Below are 25,843 nucleotides of genomic sequence, written 5' to 3' on the forward strand. Positions count from 1 at the left end.
GGGCCGTTTTGCTGCATTGTGCCGTGCCCCTTTCGGCCTGTACCCTTCCGTTACGGTCCGGCGGGCGCGAGGTCCGGTCTCCTGAACGCGCGCGCATGTCAGTTCCGGCCGATGTCGACGTATCTTCGCAAGGGTGGAGGGTCTTCTGATGAACGAGAACGAAATCCGGAATCTGGTCGCGGAGGTGAAGCAAGGCACGCTGTCGCGACGCTCGTTCATCCAGAAGGTCGCTGCGATCGGAATTGCGGCCCCGATCGCGAGCCAGATCCTGGTCTGGCACGACGTGGCGATGGCGGATGCCACGCTGCCGTACAAGCCGACCAAGGCCGGCGGCGGCGGCCCGCTGAAAATGCTGCTCTGGCAGGCCCCGACGCTGCTCAATCCGCACTTCGCGATCGGCACAAAGGACCAGATCGCCTCGCGCGTCTTCTTCGAGCCGCTCGCCGGCTGGGACAAGGAGGGCAATCTGATCCCCTGCCTCGCCGCCGAAGTTCCGACCAAGCAGAACGGCGGCCTCGCCGCCGACGGCATGAGCGTGGTCTGGAAGCTGAAGCAGGGCGTCAAGTGGCATGACGGCAAGCCCTTCACCGCCGACGACGTCGTCTTCACCTGGGTCTATGCCGCCGATCTCGCCACGGCCGCCTACAGCACGGGATCCTACAAGGACATCAAGGTCGAGAAGATCGACGACCATACGGTCAAGGTGTTCTTCAAGGCGCCGACGCCGTTCTGGGCCGATCCCTTCGTCGGCTCGGTCGGCCAGATCCTGCCAAAACATCATTTCGGCGACTATGCCGGCGCCAAGTCGCGCGAGGCGCCCGGCAATCTGAAGCCGGTCGGCACCGGCCCGTACAAATTCGTCGAGTTCAAGCCCGGCGACCTGATCCGCGCCGAACGCAACCCCGATTATCACATCAAGAACCAGCCGCATTTCGACACGCTCGAGATCAAGGGCGGCGGCGATGCGGTGTCCGCGGCGCGCGCCGTGCTGCAGACCGGCGAATACGACTTTGCCTGGAACATGCAGGTCGAGGAGGAGGTGCTCAAGCGCATGGAGGCGAGCGGCAAGGGCAAGCTCGACGTCACGCCGTCCGGCAATGTCGAGTTCATCATCCTCAACACCACGGATCCCTGGACCGAGGTCGACGGCGAGCGTTCGAACGCCAAGACCAAGCACCCGACGCTGTCCGATCCGGCCGTCCGCAGCGCGATCAACCTCCTGATCGACCGCGATTCGATCCAGAAGTTCATCTACGGCCGCGGCGGCGTCGCCACCGCGAGCTTCGTCAACGCGCCCAAGCAGTTCAAGTCGCCCAGGCTCAAATACGAGTTCAGCATCGACAAGGCCAACAAGATCCTCGACGAGGCCGGCTGGAAGAAAGGCGCGGACGGCATCCGCGAGAAGGACGGCAAGAAGCTCAAATACGTCTTCCAGACCTCGACCAACGCGCCGCGCCAGAAGACGCAGGCCATCATCAAGCAGGCCTGCGAGAAGGCCGGCATCGACATCGAGATCAAATCGGTCACCGCATCGGTGTTCTTCTCCTCCGATGTCGGCAACCCCGACACCTATTCGAAATTCTATGCCGACATGGAGATGTACAACACGACGCAGCCGCAGCCCGATCCGGAGCGCTTCCTGAACCAGTGCGTGTCCTGGGAGGTCGCCACCAAGGACAACAAATGGCTGGGCCGCAACATCTCGCGCTGGTCCACCCCCGAAGCCGACAAGGCCTACAAGGCCGCGCAGAACGAGCTCGATCCCGTCAAGCGCGCCGCGCTGCTGATCACGGTCGACGAGACCTTCTGCGACGCCCATGTCTTCCTGCCGCTGCTCTCCCGCAACATCGTCAACGCCGAGGTCAACAGCCTCATGGTCGACATCTCGGGCTGGGACACCATCACGTGGAATCTGGCGGCGTGGCATCGGGCCTGAGGCAGCCCGAGCAGACGCTCGGGTCCCGGCTCAGCAGTCGCTTTGCTCGCAATAACGGTGCTGTTGGTCCCGTCATCCCCGCGCAACCGCGAAGCGGTTGTCGCTGGAGGTGCGAGGCATGGGACGCAACGCGTCCCATGGGGAGCCTCGAAGGATGAACGGCCGAGAAGCAGTCGGGCCGTCGCCCTTCGAGGCTTGCCCTGCCGCGCGATGCGCAGCAGGGCGCGCACCTCCAGCGACAACGGCTTCGCCGTTGCGCGGGGGTGACGGTCATAGGGTTTTGCCACGCTTTGAATCGCAGACACACCTTCGCGTTCTCGCGGCGCATTTCGCCCGAGCTTTGCTTCATCTCTCACCCTCTAAAAGCCAAGAGGGCGCAGGGAAGGCCGGGTGCCGGCTGGCACCCGCGGTCCGCTGCGCGAATAATGCGCAAAGGAGACCGCACAGCAGCATACAGGTGTCGCCGATCACTCGGCCTTCCCTGCGCGATGGTCGGACGGCTTATGCCGTGCTCTCCCGGGAGCCGAACTTTCCTTCTGGCCTCCCTCGCCCCGCGAATTGGATGATGCAGTCTGCCCGGTTGGGCTCGCTCGCATCTCCGCGAAAGGCTTGACCGTAGCAACGACGGCCAGGACCACACGGTTTTGCCGTACGCACGGCCCGCCATTTCGCCCGCAGTTTTTCCAGCCCTGTCGACGGAGCCGGAAACTTACAGGCGAGACGAACCTAGCAGCGCCGCTCGTCCGCACACGGCCGCGAGCTCACAGGGACTACCCGCCCTGCCCGCACCTCTCATGCCGACGCTGCCGCGTCCACCGCAAGCCCGGCTCGCGACAGTGACGACACAAGATCGCCCCTCTTGGATGAGCCGGGATGGACGACACATACGACAAAACCGAATTTCGGTAAAGTGGAATATTTTTGCGGAGAGGGGTTGACGGGGTGTCGACACAGGACATCACCCCTCAAAAAGGCACTATCGTTTAATGCCGGCATTCAACCCATTCCTCATTTTCAAACGTCTCACGCCAAGACTGCTCCAAGCGCGCGACACACTATTAAGAGCTTATCTGGCGAGGATGCGCGACGTTTTTCGCAAGCTCGTAGAACTCGTAGGGTGGGTAACCCATCAACATTTGTCTGACGAAAAACATGATGGGTTTCGCAATGTTCTGTCCATCCCACGCGCTGTCCTGGACAGCCCCTCCATTCCACGAAACAAACATAGAACATTGTGAAGGGGACTACGCACCTCTGGACGGCTTTCGCACAATGTACGATTGTAGCCGGTGCTACCAGTGGGGGAATTATTGGCTGAGAGCGAACAGAACCGGGAGTGGTTTCAGGTCGCCTATATCGGCGACGATGAAAATGACCACAGCATGGATGTGGAGGCGCTAGGTCCGGCGCTGCTAGCATTCGGGCAACTCCTCCGCGCCGCAAATGCCGAACTCAATCAGAGCCGCGCAATCATGAAGGTGCTTGTTGATTCAAATTTCGAACACAAGTGCTTCCTCATCAACTTTGAGACACTGCAAACGGTCCTAGATACCGTCAAGGACTTCCTCAATGATGAAGGCGTGAAACACGCGGCCGACGTCCTGCAAAAAGTCGGCGTCACCGCTGGTACGGCAGCAGCGGGTCTGTTTGGCTATTTGAAGTGGCGCAACGGTCGAAAGATTGAGTCGGCGCAGGAGGTGATGAATTCGCCTGGCGCGGTCCTCATCAAGGTCGAGGGCAACAACAATACGGTTCAAATCGGCAGAGATGTTTTCCGGCTCTCTCAGAATCCGCAGGTCCTAGAAGCGGTCGAGGGGACGTTAACGCCGATAGTGCATAAAGAAGCCAAAGCGATCGAGTTTCGCAAAAACGACAAGCCGCTTGCGTCTTTCGAAGCGAATGACATTAGGGCGATTGTCGCGTCTTGCGAGGGCCCAGGCGATATGGAGATGGTCGATGATGAGGAAGAGAAGCCAAAAGTCATCACCGCTACCTTGTACTCTCATGGCCCCGTATTTGAACCGAAGGCTCCTAACTGGCGGTTCCTGTATCGGAAGAAACCTATCTATGCTGACATCAAGGGCACCAGCATTGCCAAGGACGCGGTAAAGCGCGGCGGGTCATTCATGAATGACCGCTATAGAGTGAAGATGGAAGTTACACCACCGAACGATGAGCACGCTGAGACGCGCTATAAAATCGTCGAGGTTTTGGAGTTTACGCCCGCGGAGCAACAGATCAGCATGAAGCTTCGCGCCGCTAAGAAGCCTGTGAGGAAGCGGGCGAGCAAATGAAAAGGCTTCCCGTTCGGGGAGGCCCAATCAACAACCCGTAGGATGGGTAGAGCGAAGCGAAACCCATCAGCGGCTTGATTGCAACGAACCATGATGGGTTTCGCGAGTGCTCAACCCATCCTACGCACCTGACGCCCCCCTCACCCCAACTCAAACGCCCCCCGCGCCGCCTTCACTGTCGACGCAATGAACCGGTGCACTTCCTGCACCCGCCGCGTGCCGTGGGTGTCGGGATGTGACGTCAGCCAGTAGTTTCGGACGAAGCGCACGTCCGGCAGCAGGCGGCGCAGTTCGGGATAACGGCTTGCCGCGTAGTCGTGCAGGATGCCGATGCCGTGTCCGGCGCGGACCGCCTCGATCTGCGCGACGATGCTGCCGCATTCGTAGCGGCGGGACATCAGGCGGCCGAGGGCGGCGGCATAGTCGAGCGCGCGGCTGTAGGCGAAATCCTCGATGTGGGTGACGAACAGGCGGCCGGCGAGATCGGCCTGGGCCTCGATCGGCCCCTCACGCTTCAGATAGGCCTGCGAGGCGTAGACGCTGAGGCTGTAGTCGGTGAGCTTGGACAGGATGAGCCGGCCCTGCTTCGGCCGGTCCAGCGTGATCGCGATATCCGCCTCGCGCCGCGACAGCGAGAACGTGCGCGGCAGCGGCACGAGCTGGATGACCAGTCCCGGATGGCGCGCGGCCAATGCGCCGAGATGCCCGGCGAGGAAGAAATTGCCAAGGCCATCAGGCGCGCCGACGCGCACCGTGCCGCTGATGGTGTCCGCGCTGCCGCCGATGCTGGCGCCGACCTTGAGAAACTCGCTTTCGGCGCGCTCGGCGGCCTGGACCAGCGCCTCGCCGGCGGCGGTCAGCGTGCAGCCGGCGGTGTGCCGCTCGAGCAGCTTTGCCTTCAGGCTCTTCTCCAGCGCGGTCACCTGACGCGCCACCGTGGTGTGGTTGAGGCGCAGGTTCTTCGACGCCTTGAGGATCTGCCCGGCGCGCGCGACCTCCAGAAATATCCTCACCCGCTCCCAATCCATTGACGACACCCTCTCGAACCACTCGCTAGAACGACACTTTTTGCACAATGTAGGCGTATTATCGTTCATTGATGTGCAATTTTATGCGCCGTAGATCATGCGGGTCAAGCCTTCAATGCAAGAGGCAAAACGCCCTGCTCAACCCGCCGAGGTGAACCATGCGCAAGTCCTCCCGTCTCGCCCTGATCCTGATCTCCAGCGTCATTGCCGCCACCCCGGTGCTTGCGGCGGAGCCACCGGCGCCCGACCAGCTGGTCGATGCGCTCAATGGCGTGTTCGGCCAGCATCACGCGCGTGCCGTGCACGCCAAGGGCATCATCCTCGAAGGCAGCTTCACGCCATCAGCGACGGCGTCCCGCATCAGCAAGGCGCCGCATCTGCAAACGACCGCGGTACCCGTGGTCGTCCGCTTCTCGAACTTCGCCGGCGTGCCCGGCATTGCCGACAACGATCCGCTCGCGAGCCCGCACGGCATGGCGATCAAGTTCAAATTGCCTGATGGCAGCGAGACCGATCTCGTCACGCATTCCTTCAACGGCTTCCCGTCGGCGAGCCCGGCAGACTTCCGCGATCTCCTCGTTGCGCTCGGCCATTCCGGGCCGAACGCCGCAAAGCCGACGCCGCTCGACACTTATCTCGCGAGCCATCCCACGGCCAAGGCGTTCCTGACGGCGCCGAAGCCGGCGCCCGAGAGCTTTGCGACGCTGCCCTATTTCGGCGTCAACACATTCAAGTTCACCAGCGCCGCGGGCCAGACGATTTTCGGACGCTATCAGCTGCAGCCGGTCGCCGGCGCGAGATATCTCTCTGACGACAGTGCGGCCAGGATGCAGCCGGATTATCTGATCGCGGAGATCAGGCAGCGCGCGGCAAAGCAGGCCGTCGCGTTTCGTCTCCTGCTGCAGCTCGCAGGCGCCGGCGACAAGCTCGACGATCCCTCGATCGCCTGGCCCGACAGTCGCGAGACCGCCGAGCTCGGCACGCTCTCGCTCACGCGCATCGTCGCGGATGACGCCGCCGACAAGTCGCTGCTGTTCCTGCCGAACGCGCTGCCAACAGGCATTGAGGCCGCCGATCCGACGATCGAGGCGCGCGGAGAGGCCTACCCGGTGTCGTTCGGCCGCCGTCAGTGACGCAGATCCCTCGAAAACCAGAGAAAGGACAACCAGATGCCGCTGCTCCGATTCAACATGCACGAAGGCCGGACCGATGCCGAGATCAAGACGCTGCTCGACGCGGCGCATACGGCGGTCGTCGCCGCGTTTCACGTGCCCGAGGGCGACCGCTATCAGTTGGTCTCGGAATACCGTCCGGGCCGGATGATCGCCCTGGACACCGGCCTCGGCATCGCGCGAACCGACAAGGTCGTGCTGGTCGAGGTGCGATCCCGAACCAGAACCGAGGACGAGAAGCTGCGGTTCTACGAGCTGCTGTGCCGGATGCTGAAGGATGCCTGCGGCCTCGACAGCTCGGATATCATCGTGTCCTTTGTCGAGAACGGCGATGCCGACTGGTCGTTTGGCCTCGGCCGCGCGCAGTTTGTGACCGGCGAGCTGGCGTGAGGCTGGACGCCCCGCCATCCTCTTTTCCACTGTGTGCTTCAGATCACAGCAGAATCACGCGCCTCCGCCTACAATGACAGCGCATGGCCGCAAACAAGGTAACGGCGGTACGCTCGAGGCTGCGGAGGCGATCAACAGCTACGGACTTTTCGAGGCCGCCAGGGTGAAGAGCCCGGCGGCTTTTTTTTCATTGCAATGCGGCACTGAGAACGGGGAGTCCCGGGCATGACGACCCCTTGCAGAGCTCGCCTCTATCGTTTCGGGGACGCGTCGGACGACTTCCGCTCCTCGCGTTCCTCCTCCAGCTGCCGTTCCGCTTCGAGCCAGAACTCCAGCTCGCGACCCGTTGGCCGGCCAGCCTGCTCCCAGAGCTCGTACGCACGCGCGCGCACTTGGCCGCGCCGCATCATGCGACGGAGCGTTCGCTTCAGCTCCTCGGCGAAACTCCTGAAGCGCTGGCCGGTGGTTTCGTCCTTGACGAGCGCGGCCGCTCGCGTTGCGAGTTCGATTTGGTGCTCGATCTTTTTCTGTTCGTCCACCGCCGACACTGCCGTGGGATAAGGATTGTCTTCAGAGCCCGTACTGGTCAAACACTGAATTCCTTTCGGGGATGGTCTGTTCCCTCAGGTGCAGCTCGCAGCGCCGACGCACCATCACATCGGGTCGACGCCGTCAGTGCCACGTCGTGTCGGCTTCGACGATCACCACGCGTATCTCGGGATCTTCGGTCGTGTTGCAGGTGCAGGGCATGCCCTCACCGCAGCGGCAGCCCCCGAGTTGTTCGCTCCAGACCCGGAGCGGATGGTTTTCGCAGACCCATCCCAGACCCTGGCAGAATGGGCAATTCTTGTCGGTCACAACGTATCCGGCGTCCGCAACGTGTTCGACTTGTCCTCGTTGCGCAGCTCCTGCTCGGCCGCGTGCCAAAATTCTTCCTCGCGGCCTTCGGGCTTGCCGGCTTGCTCCCACAAGCGGTGCGCGCGGTCTCTGATCTCTTGCTCGGTCGGCTCGGACAATTGCATCTCCTGCTTGTGAAGCGCGGCCCCACCCTGGGGGGTATGGGGGGCTGAAGGCGGGGTCGCGCAGGCCAGCGATCGGCGGCGAGGCTGGCCCGCGGATTCAAGCGTTGATCGTGCGCGGGAGTTCCTAGTCGCGGATGCGCCAGGCGACGACGCGACGGACAATGTGCTCCGTGCGGCTTGGCGCCCAAACCGTGCCTGACATATCGGACGTGAGCAGATTGAATTGGTAGCGGGAGAGGGATCCGCCACCACCTTCCAAAAAAGGAAAATCCTTAGTGGTTCCAAAATCTTGCTGGATTGGAGGTGCGAGTCGGGGCGTGATGCCCCGGATCTGGAGGCCTTGGGCGGGATTCTCCATCACCGGCTGGGCGTCCATGTCGGCAACGGCTCGCCCACGGGCGAGAGGAGGTTGGCCGAACGCCTAGCCTTTGGGCATCGGCGGACTAGCATCCCGTTCCGGATGGAATCCGCTGGTCGGCTACGCATTCGACAACCATCTCATCAATGGAGGTGCCGGAGATCCGTGTCACGGAGCAATGCCCGATTGAGAGCGCAGCACGGCTCTCCAGCCCGAGCGCGTGCCGGAGCAGCACCTTGATTGGCGTGCCATGGCTGAAAACGGCGATGGCGCTCGCATCGGACGCGAACAACCCAGCGAATGCTCCGAGGACGGTCGAGCGGAACCCTTCCTCGCTCAATCCGAAGTACGCGATGGGTGACGCCAGGAATTCATGCCAGCGTTCCGGCGTCTCGCCTCTGATCGTCTCGGGGGATCGATAGCGGTCAGTGCCGCGATCCACTTCGGCAAGCCCCTCCAGAACTTCAATAGGCAGGCCGAGCCCGTCCGCCAACGGTTGCGCTGTCTCGTAGGCGCGCCGCTGCGGGCTCGACACAATCTGATCGATGCCTTCGGCAGCAAGCTGCGCGGCCAGCCGGACCGCTTGCTGGCGACCTTCCATTGTGAGGGGCGGATCGCCGGGCTCGTGCGGGTGATCCTCGTGGGGAGCGCCATGCCTGACAATGATCAGCTTCGTTCCGCCTGTGCGCCTACTCGTCACCGTCGTGCTCTCCGCCGCAAAACTCTCCGGTCATTGGGCCTGCGCCATCGCTCCGCTGACCTCGAGCGCCGCGATCTCGTGCTCGGCAAGCCCCCAATCGGCCAGCGTATTGCGGCTGTCACGGCCCGGCACCGGGGGCGGCCGACGGAGCTCGGAGGGCGTACGGGAGAAGCGCGGCGCCGGGCTTGGGTGCCGCACTCCGTCGAATGTTGCATAAGCATTTCGCGCTTTCATCTGCTGATGCGACGGTGCCTCGTCGATTGTCAGCACCGGCGCAAGACAGGCATCGTGACCCATCGCGGCAGCGACCCACTCATCGCGCGTTCGCCCAGCGAAAATGCGGGAAAAACGCGCGCGCAACTGTGGCCACGCCGAACGATCGTTCTGATCGGGCAGCTCTTCGCTACCGAGACCCATGACATTCAACAGATTGGCGTAGAAATGCGGCTCGATCGCTCCGACCGCGACGAACTTTCCGTCGCTGGTTCCGTAGGTACGATAAAACGGCGCTCCGCCGTCGACGATATTGTCCATCCGCCGCTCGGTCCAGCTTCCCTGCTGGCGGAACGCCTGAAGCGCAGACATGAGATGCGTCACGCCATCGATCATGGCGACGTCGACGGTCTGCCCCTGCCCCGATCTCCTCACCTCCATCGCTGCCGAGAGCAGCCCGACGACGAGATAGAGCGCACCACCACCGAGGTCGGCGACGAGATTAAGCGGAGGCAACGGCGGCCGGTCAGCATCACCGAGACAATGCAGCGCACCGGTCAGCGCGAGGTAATTGATGTCGTGTCCCGCCTCCTGCGCCAGCGGCCCGTCCTGCCCCCACCCCGTCATGCGCGCATACACCAGCCGGGGGTTGGCCGCGCGGCAGACGTCCGGGCCAAGCCCCAGCCGCTCCATCACCGTCGGACGAAACCCCTCGATCAGGGCGTCCGCCTGCGCCACGAGTTTCAGCACCGTCGCAATCGCCTCTGGCTTCTTGAGATCGAGCGCAACCGAGCGCTTGTTGCGATTGTAGAAGTCAAACCGCGCGGGCAGATCCGGTTCAATGCCCGGTTTCGCGATGCGATCGATGCGAACGACATCTGCCCCGAGGTCGCCGAGCAGCGCGCCCGCGAAGGGCGCTGGTCCGATGCCCCCCATCTCGACGACGCGAAAGCCTTGCAAAGGTCCGGTCAAGACGAACTCCTTTCAGCGGTGAAAGTGCACGACGTCGACAATCCCGGCCCGATCGACTCGCGCGGCGTTGGCCTTGACGTCGCGATCCTCATAGCCAAACGAGATTCCGAACAGCAGCTTGTGGCTGGCGGCGACCCCAAGCTGCTCACGGACGATGTCGGGAAACAGACCGAGTGCGCCCTGTGCGCAGGAGCCAATTCCTCGTGCCGTCAGCGCCAGCATGAGCGTCTGCGCATACATGCCAATGTCGGTTGCCTCGCGGGTGTCGAACGGCTCCGGCATGAAGATGAACACGGCATGTGGCGCATCAAAGAACGCATGATTGCGGATATAAGCGAGCTTGCGTCCCACCGTATCGCTCCGCGCAACGCCCATGGCGCCGTAGAGCGCCCGCGCCGCGCCGACCCGCCGCTCGCGATAGATGCCGGCGAATTTTCCGTCGGCCGGCCAGTCCGGCTTGATCGGCTCGTCGCGCATCCCGGCGGCGACCAGCGCCTCACGAAGGCGTCCAAGCTTCTCTCCTGATACGACGTGCGGCGTCCACGGCTGTACGTTGCAGTTCGACGGAGCGTGTTGCGCGAGCGTGAAAACCTCCCGCAGCGTCGCGTCCGGCACTTCGCGCGGCAGGAATCCGCGCACGGACCGCCTCAGCCGGATCGCCTCGTCGATCGTCATGATCGGTCGCTCCGGCAGGCTCATGGCTCACCCTCGATCAGCGCCATCCCGCGTGTCGCATAGGCGCGCGCGAGACGGCGTCCCACCTTCGCTGCATCGGGCAGGACGTTGTTGCCGAGATCGCCCCGGGCCGCTACGCCGGCACTGCCGACCGCGCCGCGGAACATGGCAAAGACCTGATGGAAGACTGTCAGTCGCTCGGTTGCCGCAGCGCATTCGTAGTAGTGATCCAGGTACTGCTGCTCGTCCGGAATACCCATCTCGTCGAGCCGCAGCCCGAGCAGTCCTCCGTTCTCGTCCGGCGCCATGCGCCAGGCCTGGCTGTTGAAGGCAAGGTCCACGAGTGGATGGCCGAGTGTCGACAATTCCCAGTCAAGCACACCAATCACGCGAGGCTCGGTCGGATGGAAGACCACATTCGCCATCCGGAAATCCCCATGACACAATGCAAGGGTCTCGCTCGCCGGCACGCGTTCGCCCAGCCAGAGCACCATCCTGTCGAGTGCCGGATTATCGTCATCGCCCCGGCGATATTCGCTCCATAGCCTGGACCAGCGATTGAGCTGGCGCGCAAAATAGTTTCCAGGCCTGCCGTAGTCGCCGAGACCGAGCCCTGCGAAATCGAGCCTGTGAATCTCCGCCAGGGTCATGCACATCGAGCGATAGCAGGCGGTACGCTCCTCGCGCGAAAATCCCGGCAACGCATAGTCGTAGACGACACGCCCCTCCAGCCATTCCATCAGGTAGAAGGGCGTACCAAGCACCTCCCGGTCTTCGCAGTACCGGAACGGTTTGGGGGTCGGGACTGCGCTATCCTGAAGGGCCGTGAGCACCCGATATTCGCGGTCAATGGCATGAGCCGACGGCATCAGGACGCTGTTGGGCTGCTTACGCAGCACGGCCCGCCAATCGCCATGCGTCACGAAGTAGGTCGGGTTCGACATTCCGCCGCTGGTACGGGTCACATGCGTGATGGCAGATCCGCCGAGCCATTCCCTCAAATAGGAATCGAGCCGCCGCAGGTCGAAATCCGGACCGTCGTTGCTCGCATGCGCACTCATCACGCTCAGCTCGCGCTTTTGCCGCTGAAGCCGAACAGATATTGCGCCACCCGGCGCATCTGCACCTCCTCGGTTCCTTCCGTAATGCGATAGCGGCGATGATGGCGGTAAATGTGCTCGAAAGGCAGTGCGCGGCTGTAGCCCATGCCGCCATGGACCTGCATCGCGCGGTCAGCCGCCTCACAACACAGCCGGTTGGCACGGAAATTACAGATCGAGACCATGTCGCTGATCGTGAGCGGATTCTGCCGATCCATCTGCCACGCGGTCCGGAAGATGAAATTCCGCAGCATCTGGTATTCCGCCCAAAGCTCGACGAGCGGAAACTGCACGGCCTGCTTCTTCGCGAGCGGCTCGCCGAACACGACGCGCGACCTCGCATATTTGACGGCCTCCTGGATACAGTAGCGCGCGGCGCCCGCGCTGGCCGCCGCCTGGCGGATGCGGTTCTCATGCACGAAGCGTTGCGCGACGACGAGGCCCTCGCCTTCCCTATGCAGGATCGCGCTGTCGGGCACGCGCACGTTGACGAGCTCCGTCTCCGCGTGGTCGCTCGGCATGTTGAAGGTCCAGTGATTGTACAGCACGTTGTGGCCTGACGTATCCGTCGGCACGACGAAAGCGGTGATGCCCTTGGCCTCTCCCGGCCTGCCCGAGGTGCGCGCGAATATCAGATTGGCGTGTGCGCGCGCGACCTGGCTGTTCCAGCGCTTGCGGCCGTTGATGACCCAATGATTGCCGTTGCGCACGCCCGTGGTCTCGAGCCAGGTCGCGTCGCTGCCATGCCCCGGTTCGGTCAAGCCAAAGGAGAGATGCTTCGTCCCGGTGATGATGCCTTCGATATAGGTTTTCTGCTCGTCGGTCCCATAGTCAGCCAGTGCCGGGATGATCGGAAAGTTGCCGACGATCGACGATTCATCCTGCAGATCGTTGTGCAGGCCAAGGCCCTTGGCCGCGAGATGCTCACGGATCGCGGCGATCGCGAGATTCGACGCACCCTGGCCGCCGCATGATTTCGGCAGGCCGTAACGCAGATGCCCGGCCTTGTCGGCACGACGCTCCATCTCGCTGATCACTGCCCGCCACTCATCGCGAGGACGGCCGTCATTGTCCCAATCGGTCCGGGCATTCTCACGGCGGTGATCGAAGAACTTGATGTTGTCGCGTTCGAGCGGCTTGATCTCGGTCTCGATGAACGCATCGAGCTCCGCGAGCTTGTCGGTGATCTCCTTCGGGAGTTCGAAATCCACGGGCGCCTCTCCTGTCTCTATTCTTGTTGAGCTGCACTGGCTGCTAGAGCGCGATCCGGCCGTAAGGATGAGTGCTGCTGACGCCGCCGTCGACCGACAGCAGCTGCCCATCCACGTAGGAGGAATCGTCACTCGCCAGAAATGCGGCCGCCGCCGCGATCTCCTCGGAACGTCCCGGGCGCTTCAGCGGTGTGACGTGACCGAGCTTGGATTCGACGCCGCGCGCACGCGCGTCCTCGAACACCTTACGCGTCAGCTGGGTCTCGACGAGACCGGGCAGAACGGCGTTGACGCGGACGCCGGTGCCGGCAAAGGCATTGGCCGCCGTCTGCGCCAGATTGTTCACTGCGGCCTTGCTCGCGCTGTAGGAGACGGCACCCGCGTTGGCGCGTAGCGATGCGGCCGACGAGGTCAGGATGATCGAGCCGTAGCCCTGCGCCGTCATGTGGCGGCCGGCATATTTGATGGCGAGAAAGCAACTGATCGTGTTGATGCGATAGACCTCGGACCATTCCTCCACCGTCTGCTCCAGCAGCGGCGTATTGGTTCCGGTCACGCCGATATTGGCGAAGAAAACCTCCAGACCACCAAACTCCGAGACGCAGCGTGACACGATCGCAGCCACGTTTTCCTCGACCGCCGCGTCGGTGATCATCGCGGACGCGATCCCGCCCTCGGCCCGGATCGCGGCAGCCGTTTCCTCGGCGTTGCCGGCGCGGCCGACCACCAGGACCGACGCCCCCTCGCGCGCGAAGCGGATGGCACTGGCGCGGCCGATGCCGCTCCCGCCGCCGGTGACGACCGCGCGCTTGCCTTCGAGCCGCTTCATGGGCCTTCTCCTATTTTGCAGGAACGGTCCAACCACCGTCGGCGGTGATGACCGCACCCTGGATGTAGCTTGCATCGTCGCTGGCCAGGAACGCCGCCAGCGCCGCGATCTCCTCTGGCGCACCAAAGCGCCCGGCCGGCATCTCGGCCTGGCGCGTCGCGATCGTGGCCTCGTCGAACTGCGCGATCGAGGCGGGCGTTCCGATCATGCCGGGCGCAATCACATTGACCCGGATCTTCTTCGCAGCCAGTTCGACGGCCGAGGCGCGCGACAGCCCAACCACGCCGGCTTTCAGCGCGGAATAGGCGATGGAGTCCTTGGCTGGATGAAACGCCGACACCGAGCTTAGATTGACGATCGCGCCGCCGCCGCGCCGCTCCATCTGCGGTACCACGGCCTGCATGGCCCAGATCAAGCCATGCACGCCGACAGCAAACATCCGCTCCATTGTCTCGACCGCGATCTCCGACAACGGCTCAAACCGCGCGAACACGGCATTGTTGACGAGCACGGCAACCGCCGCATCGAACTCACTCTCGACGCGGGCAAACAGCGCGTGAACGGCCTCGCGCTGCCCGATATCGACTTCGTAACCCCGCGCATCGAACCCCATGTCCTTCAGTCGGCCGACTGCAGGCTCGAGGCGGCGCGCACTGATATCGACGCAGGCCAGCCGGCCGCCCTCCTGACCGAACCGCTCGGCGATGGAAAAGCCGATGCCGCGCGCCGCGCCCGTGACGACGCAGACACGGTCCTTCAGACGTGCGTTCATGCGCTCGCCTTCTGGGCCGGCTCGGCGAACGCCTTGGCGATTTCGCGAAGATGATACTTCTGCACCTTGCCGGCCGGCGTCTTCGGCAGGTCGGCAACGAGTTCAATGCGCTCCGGCCAATACTGCTTGGCGACCTTGTGCTCGGCCATGTGCGCCTGCACGGTGGCCAGGTCGAGCGTCGTGCCAGGACGCAGAACGACGAAGGCACAGGCCCGCTCCCCGAGCCTCGGATCCGGATAGCCGACGATCGCGACGGAGAGCACGGACGGCAGCTTGAACATCAGGTTTTCGATATCGAAGACGGGAACGTTTTCTCCGCCGCGGATGATGATGTCCTTGATGCGGCCATCAATCCGGATGTAGCCCTCGTCGTCCATATAGGCCATGTCGCCGGTATCGAACCAGCCGTCGGCGTCGAACGGCTCCATGTCCTCCCGCTTGTAGTAGCCGAGGAACATCTGCGCGCCGCGGACTTTGAGCAGCCCGCGCTCTCCGACCGCAGCCGGCGAGCCATCCATGCGCAACACCTTGACCGCGACGCCCTCAACGGGACGCCCATCGGTTTTCGAGGATTTCTCCAGCGCGCGCTCGGGCTCGGTCAGCGTGCTCGCCAGCGACTCCGTCATGCCCCAGAGCGAGCAGACCTTGAGATCGAGCTCCCGATAGGCGCGATCGATCAGTGCGGGCGGGATGGGGGCCCCCGCGCAGAGAAACTTGCGCAGCTCGGCGGGCTTCGCGGCGCCCGCCGCAACGGCCTCGCACATATCGGCCAGGAACGTAGCGGCGCCGGCCGAATAGGTGACACCCTCCCTGGCCATGATCGAGACGCCGCGCTTAGGCTCCCAGATGTCCTGGAAGATCACGGTCGCACCGATCTTCAGTCCGAGCAGCATGCCGGCGGCAAAGCCGGTCATGTGTCCGAGCGGCGAGCAGACCAGCATCGTATCGCTGGCATCGAGGCGGAAGCGTCCGCCAAGTCCGATGCAGCAGCCCATCAGGGTGTTGAGGCAATGCACGACGCCCTTGGGCGATCCGGTGGTTCCCGAGGTGAACATCAGCACGGCCATCTTGTCGGCCGACAACGCGCCGATCTCGCCGGCCGGTGGCGGCCCAAGACGCTCGCTGCCGGACAGCAGAGCCTGTTCGAAGCCACTTGCGCCCTCGCCGTCGACCACGATGACGTGTGCGAGCTTCGGCAGTCCCGGCTGCAGCGAGCGCGCCATCGCCTCGTGATCGAAGCCGCGGAACAGCCTGGGCACGACCAGCAGCTTCGTCTCGGCAAAACCGAGCATGTAGTTGAGCTCGTGCTCGCGGAAGATCGGCATCAGGGGATTGACGACGGCGCCGACCCGGAACGCTGCCAGAGCAATGACGGCAAACTCCCACCAGTTCGGCAGCTGAACCGATACGACGTCGCCTGGACCGACACCCAGGCGCCGCATTGATGCGGCTGCGCAGGAGACCAGATCGCCGAGCTCGGCATAGCTCAGGCGCTTCGGCGTATCGCGATCGGCGCGATCCGCCATCAAGGCGAGCTTGTCGGGCGTGGCGGCTATTGTCTGCTGCAGGAACTCGTCGAAACTCTTGTCGACCCAGAATCCGCTGGCACGCATCGCGCGCGCATGGGCCACGGGATCGAAACGATGCTCGCTCATGACGTTGCCTCCATGACGTTTGATCAATGCGCTTGACGGCATATTAGTGCGCTAGTGTATGATATTTGACGCCGACTGCAACAGCAATTTGGCTGGTTCCGACTTGGTGCTGGATCTATTGATTCTCGTTTCGTGATCTAGTGCATCAGTTTTGTGACCTGCGAAGGCAAGAGGGAGGCAAGCATGAAAGCGGCAGTCCTGGAACGACGCGGCCCGGACGGCGTGGTCTGGCGCGATTTCTCCGATCCCGTGCCGGCAGCGGGCGAGTCCGTGCTCAAAGTTGCCGCTGCGTCCGTCAATCGCGTCGATCTCTACATGCGCGACAACGGCAGCGGCATCAGCCATGTGTTGCCGCAGGTGATGGGAGTCGAAGCCGCCGGCGAGATCGTGGAAGCTGCGCCGGGCAGCGGGCTGAAGGTGGGGGCGAAGGCTGTGCTTTTCTCCGAGGCCTTTTGCGGCAAATGCCGTTACTGCCTGGCCGGCGACCAGCCGCTCTGCGAAAACGTCAAGATCATGGGCGAGCACCGCCATGGCGGTTTTGCCGACTACATCGCAATGCCCAGCCCTTGCTTCTTTTCTCTTCCCGACGATGCGGATCTGACGGCGGCGGGCGCCTTGATGACCGGCCATCTCACCGCCTGGCGCATGCTGTTCGGCAAGCGCGCGCTGCAACCCGGCGAAAGCGTCATGATCGTCGGCGTCGGCGGGGGTGTCGCTGTCGCCTGCCTGCAGCTCGCAAAGCTGGTCGGCGCCCGCGTCTTCGTCACCTCCTCCAGCGACGAGAAGATCGCCAGAGCCGTCGCAATGGGCGCAGATGGCGGCGTCAACTATCGGCGCGACAAGGTATCGGCCGCCATCCAGCAGATGAGCGGAGGTGGTGTCGACATGGTGATCGACAGTGTCGGCGAAGCAAGCTGGGGGGTATCGCTGCGTTCGTTGCGCCGCGGTGGCCGCCTCGTCACCTGCGGCGCCACGACGGGATCCAATCCACCAGCTGACCTGCAGCGGGTGTTCATCCGCCAACTCGAAATCTATGGCTCGACGGGTGGCAGCGTCGGAGAGTTCCGTCAACTGCTCGACGTATTCAATCGTGGCCTGGTTAGGCCAGTGATCGATTCCTCGTTCAAGATGGCCGACGTTCCGTCGGCGCTCGCGCGTCTTGCCTCCGGAGGGCAGTTCGGCAAAGTGTCGCTCGTGGCGTAGCCTCAAACGCCACGAGCAAGACGAGATCGGCGTCACATCTTGCAGGCGGGATCGACCGGCGGAATGATGTCGGCTCCCGGCTCGATCTTCTTGATCTGGTAGGCCGGCTTGCCTTCCGGTCCCATCACGATCTGGCTGATCGCCATCCGCCGTGCCGTCTGATGATCGCCCGCGCGTACCTCCACATCACCAAGCACCGTCTCTGTCTTGAGGCCGGACAGCGCCGCGCGTACCGCGTTGATGTCGGTCGAGTTCGCCTTCTGAAGCCCGGCGGCGATGAGCTGGATCGCCGCATACTGGTCGGCACTGGTGTAGGGCGGAAGCTCGCCGTTATACTTGTCCTTGTAGGCCTTCACAAAGGCTTCAGCCTGCGCGCCGGGAAAGCCGGCCACGAAGCCGATATTCTGGTAGACGCCAAGAACGGTCTCGCCTTGCGCCGGCAGCGTCTGAGGAATCACGAAAGAATTGCCGAGCACCATCTTGTACTTCTTGAACAGGCCGAATTGTTGCTGCTGTTTGGCGAGATTGATCGCGTCGCTTCCGAAGATCGTGACGAACAGGCCATCGGCCGGATCGGCACCGAGCTCCGAAATCTTGGTGCCGAAATCCGGTGTCCCGTTTGGCGAAAACAGGGTCTTGCCGATGGTTCCGCCCTGAGAGGTCACCAGCGCCTTGAACTTGTCCGCGGAGTCGCGGCCGGCGGCGTAGTCGACCGCAATGATATCCCACTTCTTGATGCCTTGATCCTTCAAGAATTCCCTGAAGGTCCCCATGATCATGGAATCGTTGGCATTGACCCGGAAATAGTTCGGCGAGCAGTTCTTTCCGGTGAGACCGTCGGCATTGGCCATCACCTCCAGCATCAGGGCTTTCAGCGCCGGAAGCTTGGCCTGCAGCGCCGGCGTCACCGCCGAGGTGTCCATGCCGGTGATGAACATTGCGCCGTCCTTCTGAACCGCGCGGGTGGCGCCGTCCACAGCCGTGTCGGGCGTCCCGGGATAGGAGATGAAGGTCGCTTCCAGCTTCTTGCCCGCCGCGCCTCCAGCCGCGTTGATCTGCTCGATCGCGAGATTGACGGCCTTGACCTGGGTGTCTTTCAGGCCGGCGAGCGGTCCACTGTCGATCAGGAGCACGCCGATTTTGACCGTATCCTCGGCCAGGACCGCGGTGCTGACGGCCAAAGCCATTGCGGTACCGATGGTCGCAGCGCGCAGCGCCCCGAAAGCCGAACCCATGGATGATGTCATTTCCGCCCTCCTCCGTTTTTCTGCTAAAGCGCCATCAGCGCCTGGTTTTCCGATGCGCCAATGGCCGCGATCGCGCCCGACCCGACGACCTCGCCCTTCGCCAGGATGACGAACCGATCGGTGGCTCGTTTGACAAGGCTCAGATGCTGCTCGACCACGAGCACGCCGGTTCCGGCGCTACGGATTGCGTTGAGCGTGTCGACCAGCCCATCGATCAGCACGGGTGAAAGACCTTCCGACGGTTCATCGAGCAGAATGAGGCTCGGATTGGCCATCAAGGCGCGGCCGATCGCCAGCATCTGCTGCTGGCCGCCGCTCAGCATCGTACCCAGCCGATCGGCGCGTTCTTCGAGCACCGGAAACAGCTCGTAGATCGTCTTCAAGGTCCAATGGCCCGCTCTGCCGGTCGACCGGCCCAGCAGCAGGTTCTCCCTGACGGTGAGGTTCGGCAGGATGCGCCGTCCCTGCGGCGCGATCGACACGCCGAGCTTGGCGGCCGTGTAGCCCGGCAGGCCGTCAATCCGGCGGTCGCGAACCCAGATCTCGCCGGACAGGATGTTGGTCTCGCGAAACACGGAGAGCAGCAGCGTCGACTTGCCGGCGCCGTTGCGGCCAACCAGCGCGACCGACTCGCCCTCTTCGACCGTCAGGTCGATGCCGCGCAGCACGGTCGAGGCGCCATAGCCGGCAAACAGCGACTGGATTTTGAGCGCGCTCATGCTGCGGTCCCCAGATACGCCGCGATGACGCGATGGTCGGCGCGGATGGCTTCGGGCGTTCCTGTCGCAAGATGCCTTCCGAGATCCAGCACAGTGACCATGCCGCAGCAAGCGAACACCGCATCGACGTCGTGCTCGACCACGACAGCCGCGATCCCGCGCTCGCGGACGAGGTCGCGCACATGCCCGAACAGACGCAGCGTCTCCGTAGCCGACAGACCGGCTCCCGGCTCATCCATCAACAAAAGACGGGGGCGCCCGATCAGTGCCAGTGCGACGTCGACCCGGCGCTGCACGCCGTAAGCGATACGCCCGGCCTTCTGCTCGAGATAGCCACCGAGATCCATGACCTCAATGACGTCATCGAGCTGGTCGTCGCCGAGATGCTGGGCGACGAGCTTGAGCTGGTCGAGCACGGTCAGATTCTGGAAGACGCTCGTACGTTGAAACGATCGTGCCATGCCTTGTCGGCGACGCCAGCTGATCGAACGCTGCGTGATATCCTCGCCGCAATAGCGGACGCGTCCCGACGTCGGGCGCCGCCGGCCGCAGATCGCATCGAGCAACGTGGATTTTCCGGCGCCATTCGGGCCGATGATCCCGTGGAGCAGGCCGTCGCCGCGCACCTCGAGATCGACGTCGCTCAGCGCCCGCACCGAGCCATAGCTGACCGACAATTTCTCGATCGCGAGCATGTCAGGACCCCTCCCGCCGCCAGCCGAGCCGCCTCGACAGACCTGACAGCCCGCCGACAACACCCTGCGGGAACACAACGATGAAGACGACGATGGCGACGCCGGTGAGAAGCTGCGTGAGCCCGCGCGCGCCGAACTCATCCTGTGCAAAGGAGAAGAGCAGTCCACCGAAAATCGGGCCGAGCGAGCCGGAGATGCCGCCAATCAGTGCAGCGACCAGCGTATTGGTGCTGACCGACAATCCCAGGCTCTCGGGCGACACGAAGCCGGCATTGAGCACATGGAGGAAGCCGGCGATCGCCGCCACGAGGTTGACGAGCACATAGCCGGTCAGCCGGGGCAGGAAGGTGTTGAAACCCGAGAAGCGCATGCGCTCCTCGTTCTCCCTGATGGCGCGGAGCACCGCGCCGAGACGGGACCGTCCGACGCCCCATAGCGCCAACCCGACCAGGACGGCCACGGTCCAAGCGAGCGACCAGAACTTCGCCGGATCGGCAAAATGGATCGCGTCGATGCCGAGAACCGTTCCGTTGATCCGTACGACCAGTCCATCCGCGCCGCCGGTATAGTCGCGCAATCCCTCGAGCAGAACGGCATGGCTGATCATCTCGCCGGCGGCGAGCGTCAACATCATGAAGGCAAGCGGGTTGGTTCGGACGATCAATGCGCCGAGCATGGCCACATAGCCGAGAAGAATCAGGAATGCGACGCCCAATGCCGCCGTCGGCGTCAGGCCCCAATCGCTCATGCCGATCGCGAACAGATATCCGGCGCCCCCATAAACGCTGGCAGCCCCAAGCGCCACGAGTCCAGCCTGGTTCATCAGGAAGGCGACACTCAGCGCCAACAAGCCCAACAGCAGACCTTCGCTGCCCAGACGGAGCACGAAATCGCTGGCGAGATAGGTCGGAACGACAGCGCCGGCACCGAGCCCGATCAGTCCAGCGACGATTGCGAGCGATCGCCGCGGGAGCGGACCGGTGAGCGTTGTCGTCACAGGTGCATGCAAGTCGTCGGTCATCGTGCCGTTGCTCAACTCAGCACCCTCCCGCGTCCGATGCCGCCCGGCGCGATCAGCAGTACGACCATCAGCAGGATGTAGGGTACGAGTGCCGCGAGATTGGGCAGGAACACCGACCCCGCGACCTGAACGAAGCCGAACAGCAGAGCCGCAACGATTGCGCCGCCGATGCTGCCGGTGCCGCCGATCACCACGATGATCAGGCAGTTCACGATCATGACGACATCCATTCCGGGATCGACCGACAAATAGGGCCCGGCCAGCACTCCGGCGATACCGGCAAAGGCGGTGCTGAGGCTCGTCACCAGCAGGCTGAGGCGATCGGCATTGATGCCCATCATGCGCGCGACCGAAGGATCCTGGCTGACCGCGCGCACATACAGCCCCGACGGTGTCGCGCGGAGCCACAACGCGAGCAGCGCACAGGAGCCGAGTCCCATCACGATCAGGAAGAGGCGGTAGACGGGGTAAGACAGGTGGAGGATGGTGACCGATCCCGAAAGGATCTTCGGGGCGTCGACGCTGCGCGCCTCGCCGCCGTAGAGGTAGATGATGATCTGGCCGACGATGATGCCGAGGCCGAGCGTGACCAAAGCCACTTCGATGTGCGAACGCCGCTGCAACGGCCGCAGTGCCAGATACTCGAATGCGATCCCGAGCAGCGCCAGCATGATCGGAACGAGCAGCAGCGCCAGCCAGAATCCGCCGACGGTGGCGATAGTATAGCCCAGATAGGCGCCGAGCATGTAGATCGCGCCGTGACCGAAATTGATGACGTCGCGCAGACCGTAGATCAGGGCAAGCCCGCTCGACAGCATGATCAGCAGCGAGGCGAGCGCGAGCGAGTTCGCGATCAGAAGCGCGATCACGACGGTATTGCCCTGTCATGATGCATCGCCGAGCCGCACACGCCCGTCCGATGCGCCACCAGCCTGCGCGCTTGACCTCGCAAAGGGCCCTCCTGCCATCGTTCGGCATCCGCAGCGGATATTCGATCTCGCTCCGTGCCGGCCTTCAGCGTTTCCCTGTCCTGTCGGACAATCTCGAGTTCGATGCTCGATTAGTACACTGGCTTATCATACACTGGTGTCTCCCGCAAATCCAAATCGGGATCGTGCGCTGCGGCATCTCGTACTGGCCGGCGCCTTGTCCGAGGAGCGCTTGCCAATATTCGTACGCAGCACAACGGTTTTTGAATCTTGCGTCGCGACCGCCACGTCCAGCTTGCATTGCCAGGAGCCCCGATGAACCTTGACCATGTTGTCGCGCGGCGTTTCGCGCCGATCCATCAATCCTACGATTGGCGCGATTGCGCGCTCTACGCGCTCGGCCTGGGCATGGGCGATGATCCCCTCGACGAGGACGAATTGCCCTACGTCTACGAGGGCCGCGATCAACGCGCCGTACCCAGCATGGGCGTGACGCTCGGCTGGCCGCCGCTATGGATCGCCGAACCTGAAACCGGAATTGCCTGGACCAAGGTCTTGCATGGCGAGCAGCGCCTCACGCTGCACCGCCCGCTGCCCGTCGGCGGATCCATTCGTGCCAACCATCGGATCAGCGCCGTCGAGGACAAGGGACCGATGCGCGGCGCCCTGCTTTACTTCGATACCGAATTGTTCGACGCCATCAGCGGCGAGCGACTTGCCACCCTGTGTGCGACGGACTTCCTCCGCGGCGACGGCGGCTGCGGAAACCATGGCTTGCCGCCCGTCGCGATCGCGCCAATTGATGGCAACTCAAAGCCCAGCACCAGCGTCACGTACCGGACGCCGCCGCAGGCGGCCTTGTTGTACCGCCTTGTCAGCCGCGACTACATGCCCATCCACGCAGACCCCGCGATCGCTCGCGAAGCCGGCTTCGATCGACCGATCTCGCACGGCTTGAACACGCTGGGCCTTGCCTGCCGCGCCATCCTGAAGCGCTATGCGCCGGGGCGCCCGGAGCGGATCAGCACGCTGGCGGCGCGATTTATCGCACCTGCCTTTCCCGGCGACACGATCCGGATCGACTTGTTCGAAACAGACGAGGCAATTCGGTTTCGGGCGTGGGCGCTCGACCGACAGGTGATGTTGCTCGATCGAGGTGAATGTCGGCTTTTCGATCGTTAACGCGTCTAGTCCAAGCATCATCGTCCTTGCCCCACTCCCACGATCCGAGCGACCGCAGCAGCCGAACGGCCGCCTTCCTCGTCAACTGGTGATCGCGGGAATGCGGTCGGTCCAACGGCGCCCGCGCAAGCGGGCATCGACGGCAAGCGAATGGTTTTCCTGTGCGGAGCCGTGACCTATCCGACCGTCGAGCTCCCACCTGATCAAGCCGATCCAGCAGATCGCATTGCCGTAGGCGCGCCAGGGCGCGCCTGCAAGAGGAACGCCGCGCAACTGATGTTTCCGGCCGCGCTGGTCAGTGACCAGGGCATCGATGACAATCGGGGTAATGCCCAGCCGCGTCATCGTCATCTCGACATTCATGATCGCCATGACCTCGCCATTCTCGAGCAGATAGCCATGGGCGAAGCGTTGATCCTCGCCAGAGGGTTTCTCGGGATCGAGGTGCATGTGGAAGCGAAATCCCAGGGCTTCGCCAAACTGCGCCCAAAGCGAGTTCATCGGCGGGATCTCCAGTTCCGGCCGCGGACCCCAGCTGTGGTTCATTCTGTCGACGATATCGATCCCGTACTCCTTGCCTCGCAATTTCAGGGTGCCCTTGAAGCGGCCGTGCATGTCGTAATGACCTTTGTAGCCGCTGCCCATTGACGTCCGCGCCAGGCGTTCCTGCTCGGTTTTGCCGGCGAGTGGATTTTGGTCAGGATCGTGGATATCAAAGGGATCCATGATCCCGATGATGTCCATGTGCAACTCGGTGCCCTCGCGTCCGACATAATCAATGCGATAGTCGCGGGGCGGCTTGATAGCTTTTATGCTCAGTCCGTTCGGACCGTGAATATGCGAAAATCGTTCCGGTGCCGGAAGGTGGAAGCGAGTGTCGACATACAACGCTTCGAATTCGGTCTCACTGACGGCTCCGATGAAACGGACGTCATTCTGCATGCACCCGAGGACAGGGCGAACGCAGACGTAAATGTGGCCAAAGACGCGCTCCTCGGGAATGGACACGGGCAGGTAGTAGGTCTCTCCCCAGGTGTAGTCATCCTTGTCTGTGAAGTGATATTCGAGATCTTGCGCAGTGATCATTGGACTCGTCCTTCGCTTTCAGCCCGTTAAGTCATCCGGACCAGGATTTACGCATCGGATTTTTTGAAGCAGACCGACATGAGTACACCAGAGATCGCGACACTGGCCGCGATGGCGTACATGCCAAGGACGGTCGAACCGGTCGCGTCAGTTATCAGGCCAAGCATGTAAGGACTGACGAAACCTCCGAGATTTCCGATCGAGTTGATAGTTGCGAAGCCAACTGCGGCCGCCCCACCGATGTAGATGCGCGCGAGGTTGGCCCAGAACACCGTCGAAGCGGACAGGATACCGACTGCCGCCATCGTCAGGCCGAACAGCGATAACGGAATGCTGGCGCTGAAATAAGCGCTCATCCCGAACCCGATCCCGGTCACCAGAATGGCAATCGTCCGCACCGCACCTCTTCGTCCTGGGCCATCCGAAAACGGGCCGACAAAAACGACCGAGAGGCCCGCGGCGAACCAGGGCAGCGCGGACAGCCAGCCGATCGTCATCGTGTCCGAAATCCCGGCCTGCTTGATCAACTGCGGCAGCCAGAATGCGATGCCATAATAGCCGATCAGGAGGAAGAAATAGGCCAGGCAGGCCAGCAGCGTCTCCGGCTTCCGCAGCGCATCCCTATAGGTGTGCGCATCGGCCGTCCTCGCGAGCGTAGTGACGGCATCCTGTGCCACCCGCTTTTCATCGTCGGTCAACCACTTGGCATCCTTGATATCGTTGGCCAGGCCGAAGAGAATGAGTGGCGCGACAAGCACTGTCAGACCGCCTTCGATCGCAAACAGCCATTGCCAGCCGGAGTATCCGGCCGCGCCGTGGAACTGCGTCATGATCAGACCCGAAAGCGGCCCCGCCGCGACGAAGGCGATCGGCACCGAGACCCAATAAAGAGAGTTGAAGCGGCCGCGCTGGCTATCCGGCACCCATTGCGACAGGTAGAGCATGACCCCCGGCGCGGTCCCGGCTTCAGCCGCGCCGATGACGAAGCGCAGAACATAGAACCAGGTCGTATCCGTCACGAAGGCCAATCCGATTGTAGCAATGCCCCAAGTTAGAACAATGCGGGCAAACCAGATCTTGGCGCCCACTTTCTGCAGCGCAACGTTGCTTGGAATCTCGAACAGGAAATAGCCGAGGAAGAAAATGCCGGCGCCGAGGCCGTAGGCAGCATTGCTGAAACCCAGCTCCTGCCGCATTTGCAGGGCCGCAAATCCAACGTTGGCCCGGTCCAGATTGGCGAAGAAGAAGATCAGAATGAGGATCGGGACGATCCGCCATGCGATTTTGGTATAGAGGCGGTCTACGGCTACGATTGGACTTACGCCAGTTATCGTCGTCATTGTCTCTCCCGCGACGCTTTGTTGGTTGGCAGTTCACCACGCTCGTCTCGCCGGTTGCCGAGGCCAACCGGAATGCAGGCGCTTCGCCTTCAGC

25 protein-coding genes are annotated in these 25,843 nt (G+C 63.1%); 6 read left to right on the forward strand and 19 right to left on the reverse strand.

The window, feature by feature from the left end:
* The first annotated feature begins 148 nt into the window (after positions 1-148).
* Positions 149-1,936 (forward strand): peptide ABC transporter substrate-binding protein, encoded by a 1,788-nt coding sequence (locus IVA81_RS01915; RefSeq protein ID WP_247311417.1) that lies wholly within the window; start codon positions 149-151, stop codon positions 1,934-1,936.
* A 1,310-nt stretch (positions 1,937-3,246) separates the two neighbouring features.
* Complete coding sequence (locus IVA81_RS01920; protein ID WP_247311420.1) at positions 3,247-4,230, forward strand: hypothetical protein; 984 nt, start codon at positions 3,247-3,249, stop codon at positions 4,228-4,230.
* Positions 4,231-4,370: 140 nt separating this feature from the next.
* Here the strand turns inward: IVA81_RS01920 and IVA81_RS01925 are convergent, their stop codons facing one another.
* Positions 4,371-5,258 carry a LysR family transcriptional regulator gene (locus tag IVA81_RS01925; RefSeq protein WP_247311423.1) on the reverse strand — a complete coding sequence of 296 codons (888 nt, stop codon included), beginning with the start codon at positions 5,256-5,258 and terminating at the stop codon, positions 4,371-4,373.
* A gap of 158 nt (positions 5,259-5,416) precedes the next feature.
* Here IVA81_RS01925 and IVA81_RS01930 point away from each other — a divergent pair, with 158 nt between their 5' ends.
* Both IVA81_RS01930 and IVA81_RS01935 read left to right on the forward strand, forming a co-directional pair.
* The gene (locus IVA81_RS01930) at positions 5,417-6,391 is read left to right on the forward strand and encodes a catalase family peroxidase (protein ID WP_247311426.1); all 975 of its coding nucleotides are present in this window, start codon (positions 5,417-5,419) and stop codon (positions 6,389-6,391) included.
* Positions 6,392-6,427: 36 nt separating this feature from the next.
* Positions 6,428-6,820 carry a tautomerase family protein gene (locus IVA81_RS01935; RefSeq protein WP_247311429.1) on the forward strand — a complete coding sequence of 131 codons (393 nt, stop codon included), beginning with the start codon at positions 6,428-6,430 and terminating at the stop codon, positions 6,818-6,820.
* Positions 6,821-7,071: 251 nt separating this feature from the next.
* On the opposite strand, the gene IVA81_RS01940 is transcribed toward IVA81_RS01935, so the two are convergent.
* The 11 genes from IVA81_RS01940 to IVA81_RS01990 all read right to left on the reverse strand — a co-directional run bounded on the left by IVA81_RS01940 (position 7,072) and on the right by IVA81_RS01990 (position 16,327).
* Positions 7,072-7,410 carry a DUF2934 domain-containing protein gene (locus IVA81_RS01940; protein ID WP_247311431.1) on the reverse strand — a complete coding sequence of 113 codons (339 nt, stop codon included), beginning with the start codon at positions 7,408-7,410 and terminating at the stop codon, positions 7,072-7,074.
* A gap of 264 nt (positions 7,411-7,674) precedes the next feature.
* Entirely contained in the window at positions 7,675-7,836 is a 162-nt protein-coding gene (locus tag IVA81_RS01945; RefSeq protein WP_247311434.1) for a DUF2934 domain-containing protein, read from the reverse strand.
* A gap of 130 nt (positions 7,837-7,966) precedes the next feature.
* Positions 7,967-8,218, reverse strand: coding sequence for a hypothetical protein (locus IVA81_RS01950; RefSeq protein WP_247311437.1), 252 nt, complete (start codon positions 8,216-8,218; stop codon positions 7,967-7,969).
* Positions 8,219-8,285: 67 nt separating this feature from the next.
* Positions 8,286-8,900, reverse strand: coding sequence for a histidine phosphatase family protein (locus IVA81_RS01955; RefSeq protein ID WP_247311442.1), 615 nt, complete (start codon positions 8,898-8,900; stop codon positions 8,286-8,288).
* 30 nt (positions 8,901-8,930) lie between these two features.
* On the reverse strand, positions 8,931-10,085 hold the full coding sequence (locus IVA81_RS01960) for a CaiB/BaiF CoA-transferase family protein (RefSeq protein ID WP_247311445.1): 1,155 nt from the start codon (positions 10,083-10,085) through the stop codon (positions 8,931-8,933).
* A 12-nt stretch (positions 10,086-10,097) separates the two neighbouring features.
* A complete protein-coding gene (locus IVA81_RS01965; protein WP_247311448.1) occupies positions 10,098-10,784 on the reverse strand; it encodes a nitroreductase in 687 nt (228 codons plus the stop codon).
* Entirely contained in the window at positions 10,781-11,821 is a 1,041-nt protein-coding gene (locus IVA81_RS01970) for a phosphotransferase family protein (protein WP_256469286.1), read from the reverse strand. Before IVA81_RS01970 ends, IVA81_RS01965 begins: the two co-directional genes overlap by 4 nt.
* Positions 11,822-11,826: 5 nt before the next feature.
* Positions 11,827-13,071, reverse strand: a complete 1,245-nt coding sequence (locus IVA81_RS01975; RefSeq protein ID WP_247311457.1) for an acyl-CoA dehydrogenase family protein — start codon at positions 13,069-13,071, stop codon at positions 11,827-11,829.
* Between the two features lie 43 nt (positions 13,072-13,114).
* Positions 13,115-13,900 carry an SDR family NAD(P)-dependent oxidoreductase gene (locus tag IVA81_RS01980; protein ID WP_247311459.1) on the reverse strand — a complete coding sequence of 262 codons (786 nt, stop codon included), beginning with the start codon at positions 13,898-13,900 and terminating at the stop codon, positions 13,115-13,117.
* A 10-nt stretch (positions 13,901-13,910) separates the two neighbouring features.
* Positions 13,911-14,672 (reverse strand): SDR family oxidoreductase, encoded by a 762-nt coding sequence (locus tag IVA81_RS01985; protein ID WP_247311461.1) that lies wholly within the window; start codon positions 14,670-14,672, stop codon positions 13,911-13,913.
* A complete protein-coding gene (locus tag IVA81_RS01990; RefSeq protein ID WP_247311464.1) occupies positions 14,669-16,327 on the reverse strand; it encodes an AMP-binding protein in 1,659 nt (552 codons plus the stop codon). Before IVA81_RS01990 ends, IVA81_RS01985 begins: the two co-directional genes overlap by 4 nt.
* Positions 16,328-16,510: 183 nt before the next feature.
* Between IVA81_RS01990 and IVA81_RS01995 the strand changes: the two genes are divergently transcribed.
* Positions 16,511-17,530: a zinc-binding dehydrogenase gene (locus IVA81_RS01995; protein ID WP_256469287.1), complete on the forward strand. Its 1,020-nt coding sequence runs from the start codon at positions 16,511-16,513 to the stop codon at positions 17,528-17,530.
* A 32-nt stretch (positions 17,531-17,562) separates the two neighbouring features.
* On the opposite strand, the gene IVA81_RS02000 is transcribed toward IVA81_RS01995, so the two are convergent.
* The 5 genes from IVA81_RS02000 to IVA81_RS02020 are packed head-to-tail and all read right to left on the reverse strand — an operon-like array spanning position 17,563 to position 22,081.
* Positions 17,563-18,777 (reverse strand): ABC transporter substrate-binding protein, encoded by a 1,215-nt coding sequence (locus IVA81_RS02000; RefSeq protein WP_247311471.1) that lies wholly within the window; start codon positions 18,775-18,777, stop codon positions 17,563-17,565.
* Positions 18,778-18,800: 23 nt separating this feature from the next.
* Positions 18,801-19,496 (reverse strand): ABC transporter ATP-binding protein, encoded by a 696-nt coding sequence (locus tag IVA81_RS02005; RefSeq protein ID WP_247311473.1) that lies wholly within the window; start codon positions 19,494-19,496, stop codon positions 18,801-18,803.
* Positions 19,493-20,191, reverse strand: a complete 699-nt coding sequence (locus tag IVA81_RS02010; protein WP_247311476.1) for an ATP-binding cassette domain-containing protein — start codon at positions 20,189-20,191, stop codon at positions 19,493-19,495. The genes IVA81_RS02005 and IVA81_RS02010 overlap by 4 nt, the downstream gene beginning before the upstream one ends.
* A 1-nt stretch (position 20,192) precedes the next feature.
* Positions 20,193-21,227: a branched-chain amino acid ABC transporter permease gene (locus IVA81_RS02015; protein ID WP_247311479.1), complete on the reverse strand. Its 1,035-nt coding sequence runs from the start codon at positions 21,225-21,227 to the stop codon at positions 20,193-20,195.
* Complete coding sequence (locus tag IVA81_RS02020) at positions 21,224-22,081, reverse strand: branched-chain amino acid ABC transporter permease (protein WP_247311482.1); 858 nt, start codon at positions 22,079-22,081, stop codon at positions 21,224-21,226. The genes IVA81_RS02015 and IVA81_RS02020 overlap by 4 nt, the downstream gene beginning before the upstream one ends.
* Before the next feature lie 375 nt (positions 22,082-22,456).
* Here IVA81_RS02020 and IVA81_RS02025 point away from each other — a divergent pair, with 375 nt between their 5' ends.
* Positions 22,457-23,323 (forward strand): MaoC/PaaZ C-terminal domain-containing protein, encoded by an 867-nt coding sequence (locus IVA81_RS02025; RefSeq protein WP_247311485.1) that lies wholly within the window; start codon positions 22,457-22,459, stop codon positions 23,321-23,323.
* Positions 23,324-23,404: 81 nt separating this feature from the next.
* On the opposite strand, the gene IVA81_RS02030 is transcribed toward IVA81_RS02025, so the two are convergent.
* Together IVA81_RS02030 and IVA81_RS02035 are read right to left on the reverse strand one after the other, a co-directional pair.
* Positions 23,405-24,409, reverse strand: a complete 1,005-nt coding sequence (locus IVA81_RS02030; protein ID WP_247311488.1) for a hypothetical protein — start codon at positions 24,407-24,409, stop codon at positions 23,405-23,407.
* A 47-nt stretch (positions 24,410-24,456) separates the two neighbouring features.
* On the reverse strand, positions 24,457-25,749 hold the full coding sequence (locus IVA81_RS02035; protein WP_247311491.1) for an MFS transporter: 1,293 nt from the start codon (positions 25,747-25,749) through the stop codon (positions 24,457-24,459).
* Positions 25,750-25,843: the final 94 nt, after the last annotated feature.

This window comes from Bradyrhizobium sp. 141, assembly GCF_023074055.1.
Taxonomy (GTDB): domain Bacteria; phylum Pseudomonadota; class Alphaproteobacteria; order Rhizobiales; family Xanthobacteraceae; genus Bradyrhizobium.